This window comes from Vibrio sp. RC586, from assembly GCF_000176715.1.
GTDB lineage: Bacteria > Pseudomonadota > Gammaproteobacteria > Enterobacterales > Vibrionaceae > Vibrio.
On sequence record NZ_ADBD01000010.1, the window covers coordinates 20,085 to 38,068 of the forward strand.

13 protein-coding genes and 1 pseudogene are annotated in these 17,984 nt (G+C 45.7%); 8 read left to right on the forward strand and 6 right to left on the reverse strand.

Features of this window, described 5'->3' with window-relative positions; all coding sequences use genetic code 11:
- The first annotated feature begins 32 nt into the window (after nt 1–32).
- The gene (locus tag VOA_RS07755) at nt 33–881 is read left to right on the forward strand and encodes an AraC family transcriptional regulator (protein ID WP_009355979.1); all 849 of its coding nucleotides are present in this window, start codon (nt 33–35) and stop codon (nt 879–881) included.
- Nucleotides 882–1,260: 379 nt separating this feature from the next.
- On the opposite strand, the gene VOA_RS07750 is transcribed toward VOA_RS07755, so the two are convergent.
- The 4 genes and pseudogenes from VOA_RS07750 to VOA_RS07735 all read right to left on the reverse strand — a co-directional run bounded on the left by VOA_RS07750 (nt 1,261) and on the right by VOA_RS07735 (nt 4,885).
- Nucleotides 1,261–2,607: a magnesium transporter gene (locus tag VOA_RS07750; RefSeq protein ID WP_000141578.1), complete on the reverse strand. Its 1,347-nt coding sequence runs from the start codon at nt 2,605–2,607 to the stop codon at nt 1,261–1,263.
- 2 nt (nt 2,608–2,609) lie between these two features.
- Complete coding sequence (locus VOA_RS07745) at nt 2,610–3,170, reverse strand: mechanosensitive ion channel domain-containing protein (RefSeq protein WP_000385039.1); 561 nt, start codon at nt 3,168–3,170, stop codon at nt 2,610–2,612.
- A gap of 142 nt (nt 3,171–3,312) precedes the next feature.
- Nucleotides 3,313–4,535, reverse strand: a pseudogene (locus VOA_RS07740) (HlyD family secretion protein).
- Nucleotides 4,532–4,885, reverse strand: a complete 354-nt coding sequence (locus tag VOA_RS07735) for a hypothetical protein (protein WP_000051921.1) — start codon at nt 4,883–4,885, stop codon at nt 4,532–4,534. The pseudogene VOA_RS07740 and the gene VOA_RS07735 overlap by 4 nt, the downstream one beginning before the upstream one ends.
- Before the next feature lie 126 nt (nt 4,886–5,011).
- On the opposite strand from VOA_RS07735, the gene VOA_RS07730 reads away from it, so the two are divergent.
- The 3 genes from VOA_RS07730 to speB all read left to right on the forward strand — a co-directional run bounded on the left by VOA_RS07730 (nt 5,012) and on the right by speB (nt 9,063).
- Nucleotides 5,012–6,004 (forward strand): AraC family transcriptional regulator, encoded by a 993-nt coding sequence (locus VOA_RS07730; protein WP_000273801.1) that lies wholly within the window; start codon nt 5,012–5,014, stop codon nt 6,002–6,004.
- Nucleotides 6,005–6,222: 218 nt separating this feature from the next.
- Entirely contained in the window at nt 6,223–8,133 is a 1,911-nt protein-coding gene (gene speA, locus VOA_RS07725) for an arginine decarboxylase (RefSeq protein ID WP_032468325.1), read from the forward strand.
- A complete protein-coding gene (gene speB / locus VOA_RS07720) occupies nt 8,134–9,063 on the forward strand; it encodes an agmatinase (protein ID WP_000998711.1) in 930 nt (309 codons plus the stop codon).
- A gap of 67 nt (nt 9,064–9,130) precedes the next feature.
- On the opposite strand, the gene VOA_RS07715 is transcribed toward speB, so the two are convergent.
- Nucleotides 9,131–11,251, reverse strand: coding sequence for a GGDEF domain-containing protein (locus tag VOA_RS07715; RefSeq protein WP_001125636.1), 2,121 nt, complete (start codon nt 11,249–11,251; stop codon nt 9,131–9,133).
- A 538-nt stretch (nt 11,252–11,789) separates the two neighbouring features.
- Between VOA_RS07715 and VOA_RS07710 the strand changes: the two genes are divergently transcribed.
- The 4 genes from VOA_RS07710 (at nt 11,790) to VOA_RS07695 (ending at nt 17,198) form a co-directional block, all read left to right on the forward strand.
- Nucleotides 11,790–13,700 (forward strand): methyl-accepting chemotaxis protein, encoded by a 1,911-nt coding sequence (locus tag VOA_RS07710; RefSeq protein WP_000172110.1) that lies wholly within the window; start codon nt 11,790–11,792, stop codon nt 13,698–13,700.
- Nucleotides 13,701–13,714: 14 nt separating this feature from the next.
- Nucleotides 13,715–15,388 (forward strand): pyridoxal phosphate-dependent decarboxylase family protein, encoded by a 1,674-nt coding sequence (locus VOA_RS07705; RefSeq protein WP_000017534.1) that lies wholly within the window; start codon nt 13,715–13,717, stop codon nt 15,386–15,388.
- Between the two features lie 121 nt (nt 15,389–15,509).
- Entirely contained in the window at nt 15,510–16,679 is a 1,170-nt protein-coding gene (locus VOA_RS07700) for a D-alanyl-D-alanine carboxypeptidase family protein (protein ID WP_000185609.1), read from the forward strand.
- A gap of 171 nt (nt 16,680–16,850) precedes the next feature.
- A complete protein-coding gene (locus tag VOA_RS07695; protein ID WP_000422465.1) occupies nt 16,851–17,198 on the forward strand; it encodes a helix-turn-helix domain-containing protein in 348 nt (115 codons plus the stop codon).
- 86 nt (nt 17,199–17,284) lie between these two features.
- On the opposite strand, the gene VOA_RS07690 is transcribed toward VOA_RS07695, so the two are convergent.
- The gene (locus tag VOA_RS07690; RefSeq protein WP_000439040.1) at nt 17,285–17,719 is read right to left on the reverse strand and encodes a hypothetical protein; all 435 of its coding nucleotides are present in this window, start codon (nt 17,717–17,719) and stop codon (nt 17,285–17,287) included.
- Between the last annotated feature and the right edge of the window lie 265 nt (nt 17,720–17,984).

Genomic DNA, 17,984 nt, shown 5'->3' on the forward strand with positions numbered 1-17,984 from the left:
AAAAACTCCAAAACTATTGCCAAAATCTCATCATGCATGAAAAGCAAGAAAGTTATCTGATCTCAGAGAAAACCCAGCATGAGGTCATCGATCAAGAGCATGTGCTTAAGCTAGAGCACAGCGGCATAGTGCAGTGTGGTATTGCAACCTGTCGCGAATCCTTCAATGTTTATCGAAAATCTCCTAAACAGCATATGCTGCTGTTTACGATTCGCGGTAAAGGCTGGTTGAACAGCCAAGATCATCGTTATCTTCTTGAACCTGGCTCACTGATGGTTATCCCTGCCGGAGTGGAGAATGGCTTTGGCATTGAAGAGGAAAACTGGCAGTTAGCTTGGCTTTTTCTTTCTGCACAACGAGAGTGGCCGAATCATCTTGGCGAGCAGATCCACTATGGATTCACGCCCGCAGCGGATGTGATGTACACCTGCATTCAAACCTTGCTGCGATCGCAAATCCTGCCCGATGAGATCGGCCAACCCGTTGCACAACGTGCAGTTGAGCAAATTGAACTGTTACTGGCGACACCAGGAGAGCGGCAGATGCCTCGTGCGCAGATTCGGCTTAATCGTATGTTTGAGCGAGTACAAAAACAGCTTCACAAAGAATGGACTGTCAGTGCCATGGCAGCCTTGGTGCCTTGCTCTGTCGCGCATTTACACCGCCTTTGTCTGCATTATTTAGGTCGCAGCCCTACCGCTCATCTCACCCGACTTCGCATGGAATACGCCGCACGTCAGTTGGCACGCTCGGATTGGCCTATTCAGCAGATTGGTGAAATGGTGGGCTATCCGAATGCTGCGAATTTCAGTACGCGTTTTAAAGCATGGAGTCGCGTGACGCCAAGAGCCTATCGCACGAGCTATTCTAAGGATTCGTGAATGGGAACAACGATTAATTTGAGGATAATCTGAAAAGAAAAAGCCAATCGCAAAAGGTACGATTGGCTGATAAATCAATGTGAACAATCTCATTCACTAACAACGTCAGTTGGCTAGGTGACCCTCGGCTTAATTAAGGGTCATTACTAATAATGCAGTATCTGTGCCAACTTTTGCATGCGTTGTTTTATGTGAATTTCGTACGTTTTTACCGAGTTGCTGTTCATTCGGTTGCATTTTGCGATTGCAAATTGCAAATGTTGCAAAACGGAAGATGGGAAATGGGAGGCGCTTCAAGCAAAGGACATAAAAAAGAGGCAAGACAGGGCGACAAAGTGAGGAAAGAGAGGCATAGCCCTCACGCTATGCCTATGGAATGCTACAACATCACCAAACTGGCGGTGCCGAGGAAAGCAAAAAAGCCAACCACATCTGTCACGGTAGTGAGGATAACGGAACCTGCGAGAGCAGGATCGAGTTTGAACTTATCCAAAATGATTGGGATCAGCACACCAAATAATGCTGCAGTAATAATGTTGACCACAATCGCTAGAGCAATCGTGGCTCCAATAACGGGCTCTTGGAACCAAAGTGCGGCCATACCACCGATGATCAGTGCCCACACTAAGCCATTGATCGAACCAATTCCCAGTTCATTTTTCAGCAAAGCAAAACGGTTACCGACGGTGATCTGATTGAGCGCCATCGCACGCACCATCAAGGTTAAGGTTTGGCTACCCGCAATGCCGCCCATGGAAGCCACAATCGGCATCAGTACCGCTAAGGCCACGACTTGCGAAATGACGTCTTCAAACAGGCCAATGGTGATGGAGGCAAGAATCGCGGTCAGTAAGTTAATGCCCAACCAAAGCCCACGCTTTTTTGAGCTCTTGAGTACAGGCGCGAACAGGTCATCACCTTCATCCATACCTGTACCGGCCATCAAGCGTGCTTCATACAGTTCACGTTGCACGCTAAGTGCAAAATGCCAGTCAATTTCACCGATCAAGGTCTCATCATCACTCAGTACAGGGACGATAGGTAAAGTGGTGTGCTCAAGGGCGTCTACAGCATCCGATAATGTTTGCTGAGCATTGAGAGTCACCACTTCTTCTCGGTACAGACTCTTAAGTTGCGTGTTTTCTTCGGCTTGCAATACGTCACTAAAGCTCACTAAACCACGGAATTTCTTGGCTTTGTTGATCAGGTAGATGTATTGGGGGGATTCATAATGATATTTGTCTAACAGGACTTTGGCCCGGCGAACACTGATGCTAAAAGGTAAGGTATAAACTTTTCGATCCGCCCAGTGACCAATTTCGTCATCCGCAAACTCGTTGGCTTGGTCATACAGCTCTAATTCATCGCGGTTGATGAGGCTTAATGCTTCACTGATGATGTCATCGGGGAGAGAGTCTTCCCACTCGATCAGTGAGAGGTTATCCAGTTTTGCCAGCGTGAGTTTTAACTCAATTTCCGACAGCGCCTTGATAACGGAGATACGTACTTCGGCACGCATTTCGGTTAGCACATCAATGTGCATTTCTAACGGCAAACTACGCCATAAACGCACCCGTTGTTCAACGGGAAACGCTTCTAGAATCAGGGCAATGGAGCCTTCATCTAAACCATTTTCCACCATATCACCCAGCAGATGAGGCTGTTCGGATTCTTCTGCGGTGGCGATCAGTTCGATTTGTTGAGATAAGTCTTGGTATTCGGTCAAATTTACAATCCCTTAGGTAGCTGTTTTCTTTCTGGCTTTTTGGCCGCTTTCTCGGGTGCCTTCTTCAAGACAATCACAGGGCGAACAATAAATAAGTTGTTGGGGTAAAGCACACGGTTGCCATCGAGAGTTTCTAACTCAACGTTGAGTAGCGCCATATCGATGATTTTTCCTTCGATAAAGTTTCCGCCATCGATGACTCGCACCCAACTGCCAATTCGGCAATGGTTTTGGACGAACAAAATCAAAAATGCCGTTACGTTGCTCAGTAGTGACCAGCCTGCAAATAAACCGACCCCAAGTAAAGCAAACAGTGATGAACCCACGACAAGTAGGCCGCGTAACTCCACTCCCCATAGAATTAAGGTGGTAAACAGCATCACCAAAAACAGTAAAGTACGAATCAACCAGCGAGCACGTTTAAGGCGGTGAATATCCACTCTTCCGGTAATCATGCTTTCAAATAAGCGTAAAGTAACCCGCGAAATGGGCGGATAAAAAAGGATGATGATCATCGTCATCAACCATTTATAGTTTTCTTGTAGTAAGGCTAAGTAATCCATTTTGCTTCTCACTTAAGTGGAGAAATTACCATAACGGAATTGTATGTAATTACAATGCGTAGCCAAGTGAAAAGAGGTGAATCAGTGGCGAAGTGGTGAATTTGCCACCTCTTTGATTGAGATGGCAAATTAATGAGCGATGTTAGATGGAGTAAAAGAAATACAGCTGTGATTTCATGCGGATGATGATGCCGCGGATCACATCAAGGAAAGCGAGAAATGAAATGGGCTTTTCACCGCTGACCCAAGCAGGCCAACAGAGCCAACTGGGACATCATAGCCTTCTGGTTCTGCTATTTTTAAGCGAACAAAATGATGTTTATTGCGTAGGTTTTGCGCGGTTGTCGCGGTAACGTTTTGATCAAAGCCCATCAAGTTGCTTTGTGCTTCTCCTGTCGCTTCAACAATGCCTTCCACCGTCGCTGAAAAAATCTTGCCCGGATAAACCGAGGAAGCAAATTCGGCGAGTTGCCCAGCTTTAATGTTACGAATCGCTTGATGGTTCACGCGCATCAGCACGTACTTCTCGTTAGTGTACATTTGCAAACGCGGCATCATGGCGACTCGCTGTCCTTCGCGCAGAATGAAGTTGGTCACAAAGCCATCGGCAGGGGCGTAAACCTGAGTGTTGTTTAAATCCCACTGTGCCTTAGCCACGGTTTCGCGGGCATTGCTCAGATCGTTTTCACGCTGGGTGATGGTCAGTTGCGCCTGAGTAATCGCAAGTTTTGCTTTATCTGCATCGACTTGTTTTTTCGCCAGTTGTGATTCGATAGTGGTCAAATTCTGCTTTGCTACTTGCACGGTAGTGCTTTGTTTATCTATATCCGCTTGAGTGATGGTGTTTTTCACAACGCGGTTTTGCTCGCGATAACGCTCCAGCATCTTCTTTTGTAGCAAGTAATCTTCACGGGCAGAAGCCAATTGGCTTTGCGAAACCGTGATGTCTTTCAGCATGGATTGATAACTGGCTTTCGCGATCTCAACATCGCCACTGGCACTATCCAAAGCCACACTGGCGGCGTTTTCGGCAATTTTGGCTTGATTGAACGCAATTTGGTAAGGTGTTGCATCAATCTCATAGATCAACTGCCCTTTTTGAATGGTTTGGTTTGGCTCAATGTAAATTTTACTCACTTTGCCCGTGACATTCGGTGAATCAGGACGAAGCTGAATATGAGGTGATTGCACCACTGAACCGCCAGAAATATCCATTGGCGTGTAGTTGATAAGACCAACCCACACAAACATCAGCCAGCCAATGCCCCCTAAGTAGGCAAAACTTTTGGTGACTTTGTTCCATGGCATACCGACCAAACGCAACAGGTAGATAAACAGTGCCCAAACGGCTAAGCCTTCGATCATGCTGAATGCTCCTTGGTTGGGGATTGTGATGTTGTTTCATCTTGCTTTTCATCGAGGCTGCCATGACGCCAAGTTTCCCTTAGATGCAAGATGGCTTTGTCCATATCCACAAAAGCAAGAATAACGGCGACAACCCAAACCCAATGCCAAAGAAAGCCAATCCAGGTTAAGGCAGTGATTAAACCGATTTGATGGTGGTCTTTACTATGAGCTTTATTGATAGGGATTTCGTGCAGTTTCCAAAAACCATAGACGCCAGCCGCAACAGAGGCGATCAAGACAAAACCTGCAACAAAATGTAGGGCAGTATCACTACCAGTATCGACAAAAGGAACGCTAAAAAGACTCATATCATGCTCCATAACCAAGGGAGCGCGCATTGTGCATATTACAAATCAAGCGCTGGTTAAAGTAACCAAAGAGATCAAAATACGTTAGTATTTGATGTGATTTGTATTTCGTTTGGTGTGTTGAGTATGTACTTCTTACGAGCGATAGGTTTTTCCTATCTGCATTTGAAACTCAAGCAAAGGTATCTGTTACCGGACGGCTGTAGTGGTTTACCGGAATCTGTTTTTCGTCTGCCGATGACTTTGATCCCCGCTAATGAAGTGAATCTGTGGTATCAGCGTATGGAGCAAGCGACAAAAGATCCGGATTTTTTGCTTAAGGCCGCCCAAGATACGGTGCTGGATATGACATTGCCTGCTCATCGTTGGTTTTTTTCTGGAGAGGATCTCGCTTCGACAATTCGACGTATTAACTACGGTTTCAGTACGGTTCAATCAGGATGCTCCATGGTTGGGGCACAGGTTGGACCGATTTTAAAATGGATTTACCGCAACCCGCAGATCCAAACTGAGATGAAAGTGCATGATGGAATTCGCATGGCGACGTTTATGTTGAAGGTATTGCGAGAATATTTAGGGGAAAGTTTTGCCCCCATGCGCGTAAATCTTCCTGGTAAGAGAGATAACCGAAATTTGTATCGGGACTATTTTGGCTGCGAAGTGGAATGGAACCAACCGAGGGTCGAGATTTGGTTCCATGCTAATCATCGTCTAGCGACTCAGATGCTGCATCGTCCTAAAGCGAAATCTTTAGCGATGAGCTACCAAGAATTAGATGATTTTCTCAACATGCCTGATCCGACCGATGAGCACAAAGTGGTGTATGAAACCATCAACTATGCTTGTCATTATGGTTACCCTAGCCTAGAACGAGTGTCAGAGTTGCTTGGTCTTTCTACTCAACAGTGTCAACGGCGTTTACATGGTTTAGGGATGAGTTACTCAATTGTGCTGGGTTATGTATTAAGTAATATCGCGGTGAATTTACTCAGTCGTAAAGTACCGATTGACGAAGTTGCCCGTCGATTGGGTTATCAACATGTCGCCAGTTTTAATCGCATGTTTAAAAAACAGCGCGGTGTAACGCCGAGCCAATATTGCCAACGCTTTGAAGTGTGACTTTGTTCAGTGGCATCAAGAGTCCGCCTGAAAAAATGAATGAAATGAAGACATTTATGCAAGTTTATGTGTGATAACTAACAGTTGTCATAACGATAAATTATTATCATTAGACACACCCTTGCTTTTCACCGATAAAGCGCGTGACATCTAGGGTGTCAGGTGTGATTTCAACCGATGAAATCATTGTAATCCTCTCTGTTTTTGTGAGATACGATGTGGAACAACCATCCAAATTAGACCGCGTTCGCGCTGACTACAATGTGCATTACTGGAGCCAAGGTTTTTTTGGCATTGACGATCAAGGCGAAGTGTATGTATCGCCGAGAAAAGACAAAGCTCATCAAACGCAATTAAGCTCAATTGTTAAACAGCTCGAAGCGCGTGATTTAAATTTGCCTGTGCTTGTACGCTTCCCGCAGATCCTGCATCAACGCGTGCACAACATTTGTGACGCTTTCAATCAGGCGATTGAAGAGTACGACTACCCGAATAAATACCTGCTAGTTTATCCCATCAAAGTGAACCAACAAAGAGAGGTAGTAGACGAAATTCTGGCCAGTCAGGCCGAATTAGAACACAAACAACTCGGCTTGGAAGCGGGCAGTAAGCCTGAGCTTCTGGCGGTGTTGGCAATGGCTCAGCAAGCCAGTTCAGTGATTGTATGTAATGGTTATAAAGACAGAGAGTACATTCGTCTGGCACTGATCGGTGAAAAACTGGGTCATAAAGTCTTTATCGTTCTGGAAAAACTGTCAGAGCTGGATCTGGTCCTGAAAGAAGCGAAAAGCCTTGGCGTGAAACCACGTCTGGGTCTGCGTATTCGTCTGGCTTCTCAAGGTGCGGGTAAATGGCAATCGAGCGGTGGTGAAAAATCGAAGTTCGGCCTAGCTGCATCACAAGTGCTCACCGTGATTAACCGCTTGAAAGCGGAAAATCAACTGGAAGCGCTGCAGTTGGTGCATTTCCACCTTGGTTCGCAAATGGCGAACATTCGTGACGTGCGTAATGGTGTGAACGAAGCGGTGCGTTTCTACTGTGAACTGCGTGAGCTGGGTGCGCACATCGATTTCTTCGACGTGGGTGGCGGCTTGGCCGTGGATTACGATGGCACTCGTAGCCAATCATCCAACTCGATGAACTACGGTCTGCACGAATATGCGCGTAATATCGTTAGCACAGTCAGCGATGTATGTAACCTGTACGGTCAACCTCGTCCGGTGATCATTTCTGAATCCGGTCGTTCGATCACGGCGCATCACGCGGTGTTGATCACCAACGTCATCGGTACAGAAGCGTATTCACCAGAAGATATTCCTGCACCAGATGCAGAATCGCCAATGCTGATTAAAAACATGTGGCGTGGATTTGAAGAAGTGCAGCATGGTACCGATGACCGCGCACTGATTGAAATTTACAACGACACGCAAAGCGATCTTTCTGAAGCACACAGCCAGTTTGCAACGGGTGTATTAAACCTTGAGCACCGTGCATGGGCAGAGCAGCTGTCACTGCGTATTTACCATGAGCTGCGTCAGAAGATGAGCAACAAAAACCGCTTCCATCGTCCAATTCTGGATGAGCTGCAAGAGCGTTTAGCAGACAAGTTCTTCGTGAACTTCTCACTGTTCCAGTCGCTGCCGGATGCTTGGGGTATCGATCAAGTGTTCCCAGTGCTGCCGCTTTCTGGTTTGGAAGAGATGAACGATCGCCGCGCAGTGATGCTCGACATCACTTGTGACTCAGACGGTGCGGTTGAACAGTACGTGGAAGGCCAAGGCATTGAAAGCACACTGCCTGTGCCAGCTTGGACAAGCGACAAGCCTTACCTGATGGGCTTTTTCCTAGTCGGTGCATACCAAGAAATCTTGGGTGATATGCATAACCTGTTTGGTGATACGCACAGCGTAGTGGTAAACATTAACGATAATGGTGATTCTGAAATTGCCTTTATCAATGAAGGCGACACGGTTGAAGATATGATGCGCTATGTTCACATCGACGTAGATAAAATTCGCACCAACTATCGTCAACTGGTTTCTCAACGTGTTGCCAAAGAAGAACAAGAAACCGTATTGGCGGAACTTGAATTAGGCCTAAGCGGCTATACTTACTTAGAGGATTTCTAAATGAATGATTTGTTTACTAAAACTGATTATTCACTCTACTCAAACGCGATGACGTTTGTACGTCGTCCTTATGTGCGTAACCCAGTAGATACTAATGCTGATGTCGTGGTACTTGGCGTGCCTTTGGATATGGCGACTTCAGGTCGTCCGGGTGCACGTATGGGACCTGATGCGATTCGTCGTGCTTCAGTGAACCTAGCATGGGAAGGTAAGAAGTTCCCTTGGGATTTCAACCTGTTCAAAAAGATCAACGTGGTTGATGCGGGCGATTTGGTTTTTGATTGCGGTGATGCAGAAGATTTCACTTACCGCTTAGAAGCGGCGACCAACGAAATTCTGAAAAGTGGCAAAACGATGCTGGCACTGGGTGGTGATCACTTCATCACTTTGCCAATCCTGCGTGCTTATGCAAAGCACTACGGTGAAATGGCGCTGATCCACTTCGATGCACACACCGACACTTACGCGAACGGCAGTGCGTATGATCACGGCACCATGTTCTACCATGCGCCAAAAGAAGGTCTGATCTCGGCTAAGCACTCTGTGCAAGTGGGTATTCGTACTGAATACAAACAAGAAGGCCACGGCTTCAACGTGATTAACGCGATGCAAGCCAACGACATGTCTGTCGAAGAGATTGTGGCGCAAATTCGCCACATCGTAGGAGACAAGCCGGTTTACCTGACATTCGACATTGACTGTCTGGATCCCGCTTTCGCACCGGGTACGGGTACACCAGTCTGTGGCGGCTTGAGCTCAGACAAGATCCTGAAAATCATTCGCGCGCTGAAAGGTATCAACCTGATCGGTATGGATGTGGTAGAAGTGTCTCCTCCTTACGATCAAAGCGACCTGACTTCACTGGCAGGTGCAACGATTGCTCTGGAATTGCTTTACGTTTGGGCATCCAACAAGAAAGACGAAGAGTAACGCGCTTTTCGCTTACGCGAAGCATCAATAAGAAAAGCCTGACGAATGTCAGGCTTTTTTGTATGCCCTATAGGTTAATCATCCAAGCAGGATCATTTTGAGCTAGAGGATAGACAACCAATTGCTTCTTGCCACTCGCCTTTGCTTGATAAAGTGCTTGATCAGCAAGGCTAAAGAAACTGTCCGTATTCATCTCTGCATTTGGAACAACACTAGCGGCGCCAATTGAAACGGAAAGATCCTGAAAACGCTGCGCTGTTTTGAGCTCAAACTCAGTAATAATTTGAGCTAACAAAGCCAAGTGCGACGGTGGTTCGCGATCCGACATAATCACGGCAAATTCATCGCCGCCTAAACGAGCAATTCGAACCGAAGGGTGATGAAAGGTTTCACGGAGTAGATTGGAAAAGAGTCTTAAAACTTCATCTCCAACTTGGTGTCCTAACTGGTCGTTAACTGCTTTAAAACCATCTAAATCCATAACGGCGAGGGTGATGGGCAGTTGCCCTTGGTGGGTTTGCCAACATTCTTGAATGAACTCCTCATAAGCACGTCGGTTGTAGAGTTGCGTTAAGCTATCGGTACGAGCCGCTTGTGCCAATCTTTGATTGAGGCTTTGTAGCTCTTTGGTGCGTTCGGTTATGCGTTCTTCGAGGGTTTTATTCAGTTTTTCGAGTTTTTCTTGCCCGCGCAGCCTTGCCAACATTTCACCGAAATTACGAGTAAAAAGCTGTATGAGCTCATGTTGATGCTCTGAGAGTAGGCGTTGGCGTAGCAAATTATCGGCACAAATGAGTGCAATCAGCTGATTATCAACCGATAAAGCAATGGCGGCATTCCAACCGTGACCGACAATTTTCCTATCATGCCACAAAGGAACATCGTTCATGAGCACCAAAGTATTCGGATTTGCATAGGCTTGGTCAAACAAAGGGGTTTTTGGATAAGGCATGGAGAAATAGCTTTCTTCACGGATTACGCCATCGGTATCCACCCCATAAGTCCCTAGTAGTAGATCTGGGTCTGTGTCACAGGGCAAAAAGATCCCAATTCGATCAATATCGAGTTGGGATACTGATATTTCGACTGCTTGCCGACAAATTTCTAACGAATTTCTGGCTTGAGACATAAGCTGAAGTGCTTGGCTGATCATGCGTACCCGATTGTTATGTCGGATCTCAACCAAAATTCGAGAAACGGTTTTGGCAAAGACTTCCAAAGCTTCTTGAATATCGTTATCAAAAGGTTTTTGGGTGAGCAAATTATCCATGGCTATCCAGCCAAGGGGTTCAAGTGACTCATTGCGCAGAACCACCATGGCGTTCCAACCATGGCCAATCGGCTGTTGCAAATGGTACAAAGTAATATCCGTGACTAAGTGAAACCAACTGTTGGGATTGCTGAGCACTGATAAAAAGCGGGGGTCAAGCTGGGTGTAAGGGTAGTAATCATTTGATTCATCACGATAGCACCCCTGATCATCCGTACCAAAAATGCCATGATAACGGCTCGCTTTATGCTCAATTAAGAAGGTGCCAACTCGATCGATGCCGAGTTCTTCGCGCAAAAGTTTGACACTTTCTTTTAGCAGATCAAATTCCGTTCGCGTTGCGGTTAGTGCAGCAACCCCTAAGGCCACCTTACTCATCGCTTGATGGCGGCGCGTCTGTGTCTGTAGCTTGTTAAGGATCAATCCATACTGATGATCAACAGCACGGCGCTTCTCGGCCGCCAGAAGTTTAATGGATTGAGTTAACCAAAATTGTTGTAAAACGGTGGCTAACATATGCCATTCATCTGAGTAGGTTTGGAAATGTTGGCTATTACCTAGCAACAAAATCAGAACCTTAGAGTGTTCTTCTTCAAATGATAGGCGACACGCTAAAGCAAATTGGTCACTTACCAGTAAGTGGTTAGGAATAGCAACAAACCCCGAGTCTCGTCTCAGTGTTGAGAGCCATTGCCACCATGTTCGGTCAAGTTTGTCGTGAAAATCATGCTCATTGAGGCAAGCCCCCTCATGGTGCACACACAGTATCATTTCAGCTGGGTGGCAAAACTGTATACCGTCGATCGGTAAGATGGTACTCAAATGCTGACATAAGAGTTGTGAGAGGTCGTATTGGCTGATCCCTATGTGTTCTAGTTGAAGTAGTGAGGCCGCAGCTTGGGCCAGATTCTTGGGCATCTCAGTAAGTGACCTATTAATAGCAATTGGCGCAGAGAAAAAAGAACTCCTACATAAGTTAAAGGTAGCCTAGTTACTCATACATGAAACCGATTTAACACACTTAAGCTGCACACAACTACCACAGAGCTAGGTTGTACAAGTAGTTTATTGTAGAAAGTCAGTGTAAAAAATGTGACTCGACTCATTAATAAGCCTGAATGCTATTGATGCCTTACGGAATAATTATCAGGCAAGAAGTAATGCATCTTTTGGTTGATTTATTTTCATTCGGTTAGGCATTTAGAGCTAGAAGTGAATTTGACTGAAAAATGAATGGATTGCCGAACAGATGCTGACTGATTGGCGGCATACCTTGTCTCAGCGAATTTTGACATTTTTGTGATAGCACTTGCATATCTCCAATCTATGCACCAATTTTTAAAGGTTGGCTAGGTGGCTCTTCGTGTTATCCATTTTTATTCTAAGTCTAAAACACGACTCCACCTGAAGAGGAACCGCGATTCGCGATTGAATGCTTGAAAAGGCAGGGGGAGTTATGACTCTAGGATTTAAAGCAAGAATCTACACCAGCGTAGTGATATTGGTAACGCTATCACTGGTTATTCTGGGTACGATCAATATGTTATCTCTCAAACGAGAGATGATTGATTCGTTAACCAACGAAACACAAAACAAGCTTAACTACCACGTCTCTGAATTAGAGTTTTGGGTTAAAAGCCGATATGAGGCCGTATCTCGTGGTGCAAAACTGTTTAACCCTGAACTTTCAGATGCCGATAATCTTAATCAAGTACGTTTATTAGGCGAAGCTGCACAAATAACGAATGTGATCGTAGCGTATGAAGATGGTCGTTCCTACATGTCTTTGGATAAGGATGGAGGCATTACTACAGGGCGGTTTACATTTACGGATCGGGATTGGTATCAACAGGCTAAAAACCGCCAAACCCCATTCTTAACGGAAATCTACCAAGATCAAGTGACTGGCAAAAAAGTGATCAGTGCGGTCAGCCCATTATTGGTCCAAGGGCAGTTTGTCGGCGCTTTGTTGGGGGATTTTCAACTCGATGACATCATCAGTCAGGTGAGTAACATGCGTTTTGCTGGTGGCGCAGCAACACTCACGGATAAACATGCCGTATTTTTTGCGAGCGATGATCCCACGGATATTGGACGAACACCTTCTCAAGTGAGCCCTTCATTTCGTGAGATGGAAGAAGGCTTTCATCGCCAAGAGAGCGGCCATCTCTCCTTTCCTTACTTGGGAATTGAGTTTGATGGTTACTATAAGCGCGTTAACTTGACCGATGACATGTATTGGACCCTGATGGTGTTTGTGGATAAAGCCACAGCGTTAGCCGATGTGGATATTGCCGTGAGAGATGCATTTACCACAGGCCTTGTATTAATTGCGATCAGTATTGGGGCGATCATTTTAATCATCAACCAAATCTACAAGCCTTTGTTACGTTTGAAAGCGGCCGTACTCGACTTAGCACAAGGAAGTGGCGACTTAACCCGACGACTTGAGGTTAATGGAAATGATGATTTGGCACAAATCGGTGCTGGGTTTAACCGTTTCTCTGGCAATTTACAAGATATGATGCTGCAAATTTCCGATGCAACTCAGGTGATTTCAAGCAGTATCGAGCAGCTAAGCCATACCGCAAAAGAGAATGAACAAATGTTGATGACGCACTCATCAGAAACGGATCAGGTGGTTACCGCGATCACTCAGATGAGTGAAAGTGCGCGTACGGTAGCGGAAAGTGTGACTCAATCGAACCAGATCACTGAAGGAGCAAGTAAAGAAGCTCAGCAATCTTTAGTCATCGTCAACAACGCGGTATCCACAGTCACTTCCTTGGTCAATGACGTTGAAAAAATGTCAGAAAGCATCACTAGCATGAACCGAGATGCCAACAAAATCAGTGAAGTGCTGAGTGTGATTGGTGCGATTTCAGAACAAACCAATCTTCTTGCCTTGAATGCGGCGATTGAAGCGGCAAGAGCAGGGGAGCAAGGGCGTGGTTTTGCTGTGGTCGCCGATGAAGTACGAGCTTTGGCCGCAAGAACGCAAAACAGCACCACAGAAATCTCTGATATGTTGAGTAAATTGCTTGAGGGAACCGATGGCGTAGTGGTGGCTATGGGGCGTACCAAGCAGCAATGTCAAACCACAGCAGACAAAACCTCAGAAGTGTCAGGCAGCTTGAATATGATGAGCGCATCAGTGCGTGATATTGATGATCTCAGCACTCAAATTGCGGCAGCTACCGAACAACAAAGCACCGTGGCAGCAGAATTGAGCCGTAACATGTTGTCAATTCGAGAGATTGTGGAGTCTCTGGTGGTTAGCGGTCGCCAAACGGTCGGCGCAACGGAATCACTTTCGATGTCCAACAATGAATTAGAGCGGCTAGTTGGCAAGTTTAAACTGCGTTAATTAGGGTGTTGATCATGAGCCATGCATTATCTGCTCGCGGATTGTCCTTGCAGGACAATCCGCTTCATTCCTGCTTCGAACAGCATTATAACGCCGTGAAAGCCAAGTTTTTCACTCGTGATCCAGATCTTTGGCCGTTGTATCGCTCATTAGAAATTCAACCGCTGTTGCAATCACGTCGGGCACCATCGGCTTATGATCATCATTTGTTCAAACAACTGACCACGAGGGATGAAATCCCCCGTTTTTCACGTTGTCAGAACCAACCATTTGATGAATTGGCACTGTATGCGGCGCAGCATTCGAAAAACTGGGATGATCCGCGCGCAGTGGAAAATGTGATCTCCACACCCTGTGATCCGGCGATTCACGGCGCGTTATTGGCAATGATTGCCAACCCCAACCTGGTGTATGCGGAATACGCTGGCGTTGCCGCAGAGTTAGAGAAGCTTGTGGTTCGTCAGATGGCTTCGCTGGTGGGATATTCAACTGAGCAAGCAACGGGGATTTTTACGCAAGGAGGAACTTTCTGCAACTTATATGGCTACCTTCTCGGTTTGCGTAAAGCCATACCCGAATCGATTTCCCAAGGCTTCGGTACACGCTCGTTTAAAATGTTGAACTCGGAGGCTGGTCACTATTCGAATATGACTAACTTGGCTCTATTAGGGGTGAATGTGCAGTCACAAGTTATTCGTGTGCGAGTGGCTGACAATAATGAGATTGACCTGATCGATCTACATCGCCAGCTCAGTCAGTGCTTTGAACAGCAGCAACTGGTGCCCACGATTATGCTGACATTCGGTACTACAGACACTTTTGCTTTGGATGATGTCAAAGCGGTTTACGATATTCGAGAATCGCTTTGTCATCAGTATGGCATCGCTCGTAAGCCCCACATTCATGTTGATGCTGCAGTAGGGTGGAGCATATTGTTCTTTTCTAGCTACGATCTACAAGCCAACCCGTTAGCGATCAATTCTGCCACTCTGGCAGCGATAGCGGAGTGGTTACCTAAAATTCGAGCGTTGCAGTGGGCGGATTCGTTCACTGTTGATTTTCAAAAGTGGGGCTATGTTCCCTATACCTCAAGTTTGGTAATGATAAAGAACAGCCATGATTTACAAGTGCTTAAATCGGATCCGAGTTACTACTCTTATTTTGAAACTGCGCGACAGCAAGAAACACATTTGCAAGCTACGATTGAATGCTCTCGCAGCGCCGTAGGTGTATTCTCCGCGTATTCCGCTTTGCAGATGATGGGGATTGAAGGGTATCAAATTCTCTTGGCACATTGCTTACAAAACGCCAACTACTTACGTGCACAATTGGCCACTTTGCCGCATTGCAAATTGATTGCCGAGCATAATCGTGGCCCAAGTGTGGCTTTTCGTCTTTACCCGAACAGTGTGAAATCGGCACGTGATGCTTTTGCGTTAGAGATGGATCTAAGCCAGCACCCTGACTATATCGAAAAACTTGTCACTCACACCTTGTACCATCGTAGCCATTTTTTAGGGCGCAAGGGTCAAACACTGAACAGTAGCTGGGTTGAATCCTTGAGCCGTACCCACTATGACCGAAATGGGCAGTGCTTACATTTGCCGGGTGAAAAAGTGGTGTTGATGAATCCACATACGACACGCAGCCATCTTGACGCATTTATTGGCGAAATAAGCCGCACTTAGGTGATAAAGCATGTAACACAATGTAAGCCTGAAGTGACAACTGTAAGAGTTGGTAAAGAGACGCTGTGCTAAATTTTGGGTTGGTTATACTGCTTGCTTAGCATTTATAGGGGGATACGTTATGACCAACACCAAGTTTCTCGTCAAATTTTCAATGGCTTGTATGGCATTTGTGCCAACGTTGGGTTTTTCCGCACTGAGCGTTATTCCTGAGCCACCACAATTGGCGGCCAATGGGTATGTATTAATCGATTTTCACACTGGTAAAGTTTTGGTCGAACATAATGCTCATCAAAAATTGAATCCTGCCAGCTTAACCAAATTAATGACCTCGTATGTTGCTGGGCAAGAGATGAAGCGTGGCAATATCCATGCGCAAGACCAAGTGCGGATCAGCAACAATGCATGGGCTAAGAAATTCCCTGACTCATCGAAAATGTTTATTGAAGTTGGCAGTTACGTCAATTTGATGGATCTCTATCGCGGCCTGATTGTGCAATCAGGGAATGATGCGAGTGTCGCGATTGCCGAGCATGTGGCGGGGTCGGAAAGCGCTTTTGTTAGCTTAATGAACTCGTGGGCACAGCAATTGGGCATGAATAATAGCTCGTTCGCCAACCCACATGGGCTAGATAACCCGAATTTGTACAGTACACCTTATGATATTGCGCTATTAGGGCAAGCCATTATCCGAGATTTACCGGAAATTTACCCTCTGTACAGTGAGCTTTCATTCACTTACAACGGTATTACTCAGCATAACCGTAACGGTTTATTGCGTGATCGCAGTATGAATGTGGATGGAATGAAAACGGGCTACACCAGTGGGGCTGGCTACAGTTTGGCAAGCTCTGCTACGAGTGGTGACATGCGTTTAATTTCAGTGGTAATGGGTTCTAAAAGCACCAAAATTCGTGAAGCTGAAAGTAAACAACTCCTTAGCTATGGTTTTCGATTCTTTGAAACCGTCAGCCCACACCAAAAAGAGACAGTGATCCAACATCAGCGGATTTGGTATGGCGATAAAAATGAGGTGGCTTTGGGTAGTGCTGATACGATCTATCTCACTTTACCACGCAGCGATGTTAAAAAGCTCAATGCTGTGATTCAGCTTGATAAAACCTTAGAAGCGCCTATTGCTAAGGGGGATCCAGTCGGTGCGATCTTGTATTACATCGATGAAGAAAAAGTGGGCGAAGCGAAACTAGTCGCCCAAGAATCGGTAGAACAAGGTGGCTTTTTCAAACGGCTGCTCGATTGGTTCAAGCTGTTATTCTCGGGTTGGTTTTAACTCCAACCTCACTTTTATCGATAAAAGGCTCACCACAAATTGAGATATTGATCTCAGTTTGTGGTTTGTTGATCAACCCGTATCGCAAACTCACATCAGATTGACACGCAGCCTAAAAAATTCTGGCATGGTATCGGCCATTCACAACACTGGGTGAGGAAGAATGCTGAAATGGAACTAAACCAAGAAGACCGTAAGGCATTGTATGATGTCTGGATGACGAAAAAAGCCAAAATGCATATGACTCAGATGGAGATGACTAAGCGTCTTGGTGTCAGTCAGGTTGAATTCTCTGATCTACTCAGAGGTGATGCACCACTCTCCATGTCTTTTGTTAGCCGTTTTTGCCAGCATCTGCATGTCGAACCGCATAATGTTCTACCGACACTGAAGCATAAAACTCGTTCAGGCGAAAAATTGGTGCATCTGCAAAATCGGATCACCGTGGATGGTGATATAAAGCGCGTTTATGTGGAAGGTAATCAGGTCATTATTGAATATACCCACCTGGCCAAATAAGCTTGTTAAATCAGTTGGATGGCTATTCAGTGGATGAGCAGAGGCATTTTACTTTTGAGCAGAAGCCTCTGCTGATCATCAATACTTTAGATTTCTGCGTAACGATAAAGCAGTTCCGTTAATTGATTCGACCACGCAAGCGCATTTTCCGGTTGCGCTGCGATCATCTTTTCCACTTCCGCACAATGGATTTCCAAATCTACCGTTTGTTCTAAGTGAAAGGCAATCGCGTAAAAATGCCACATCAGTAAGCGAGTCATGCGCTGAGTATTTTGTATCGCTTGGTCTGAACCTTCAAACAACGTGGGAAGTTGCCCAAGCGCAATTGCATGCATTTTTACCATCGCATCAATATGCGCCATGTGTGCTTTTTCTTCACCTTCAAACTCTTCGTCATCATAGCGGTATAAATCGCGCAGAATATCTTCGCTAATCAGGCGATGTAGAATACGTAAACTGTATTCGGTCAGTTCTTCTTTATCCATCGCACGAATGCATTGATAGGTGTAGTCTCGCTCCATGGAGTTGCTCTTTGTTAATCAACAGGAAACAATATTGTAATGCGTTTTGGCGTGAGTGCCAGTCAATCTTGAAATGCTTGCGCTGATGAAGACTTCTGAATGAAAAAATGCGCCCTAGATTGGGCGCGAAATAAGGTATAGAGAGTAAAAAATAGGATGAGGAAGTTAAACATGCACATGTGTTTACGCATTAGTGCATGAACAACACTAACGCCAATTCTTGACGGATTCATGTCGATTTTTCTGCGCTTTTATGATGCCAATT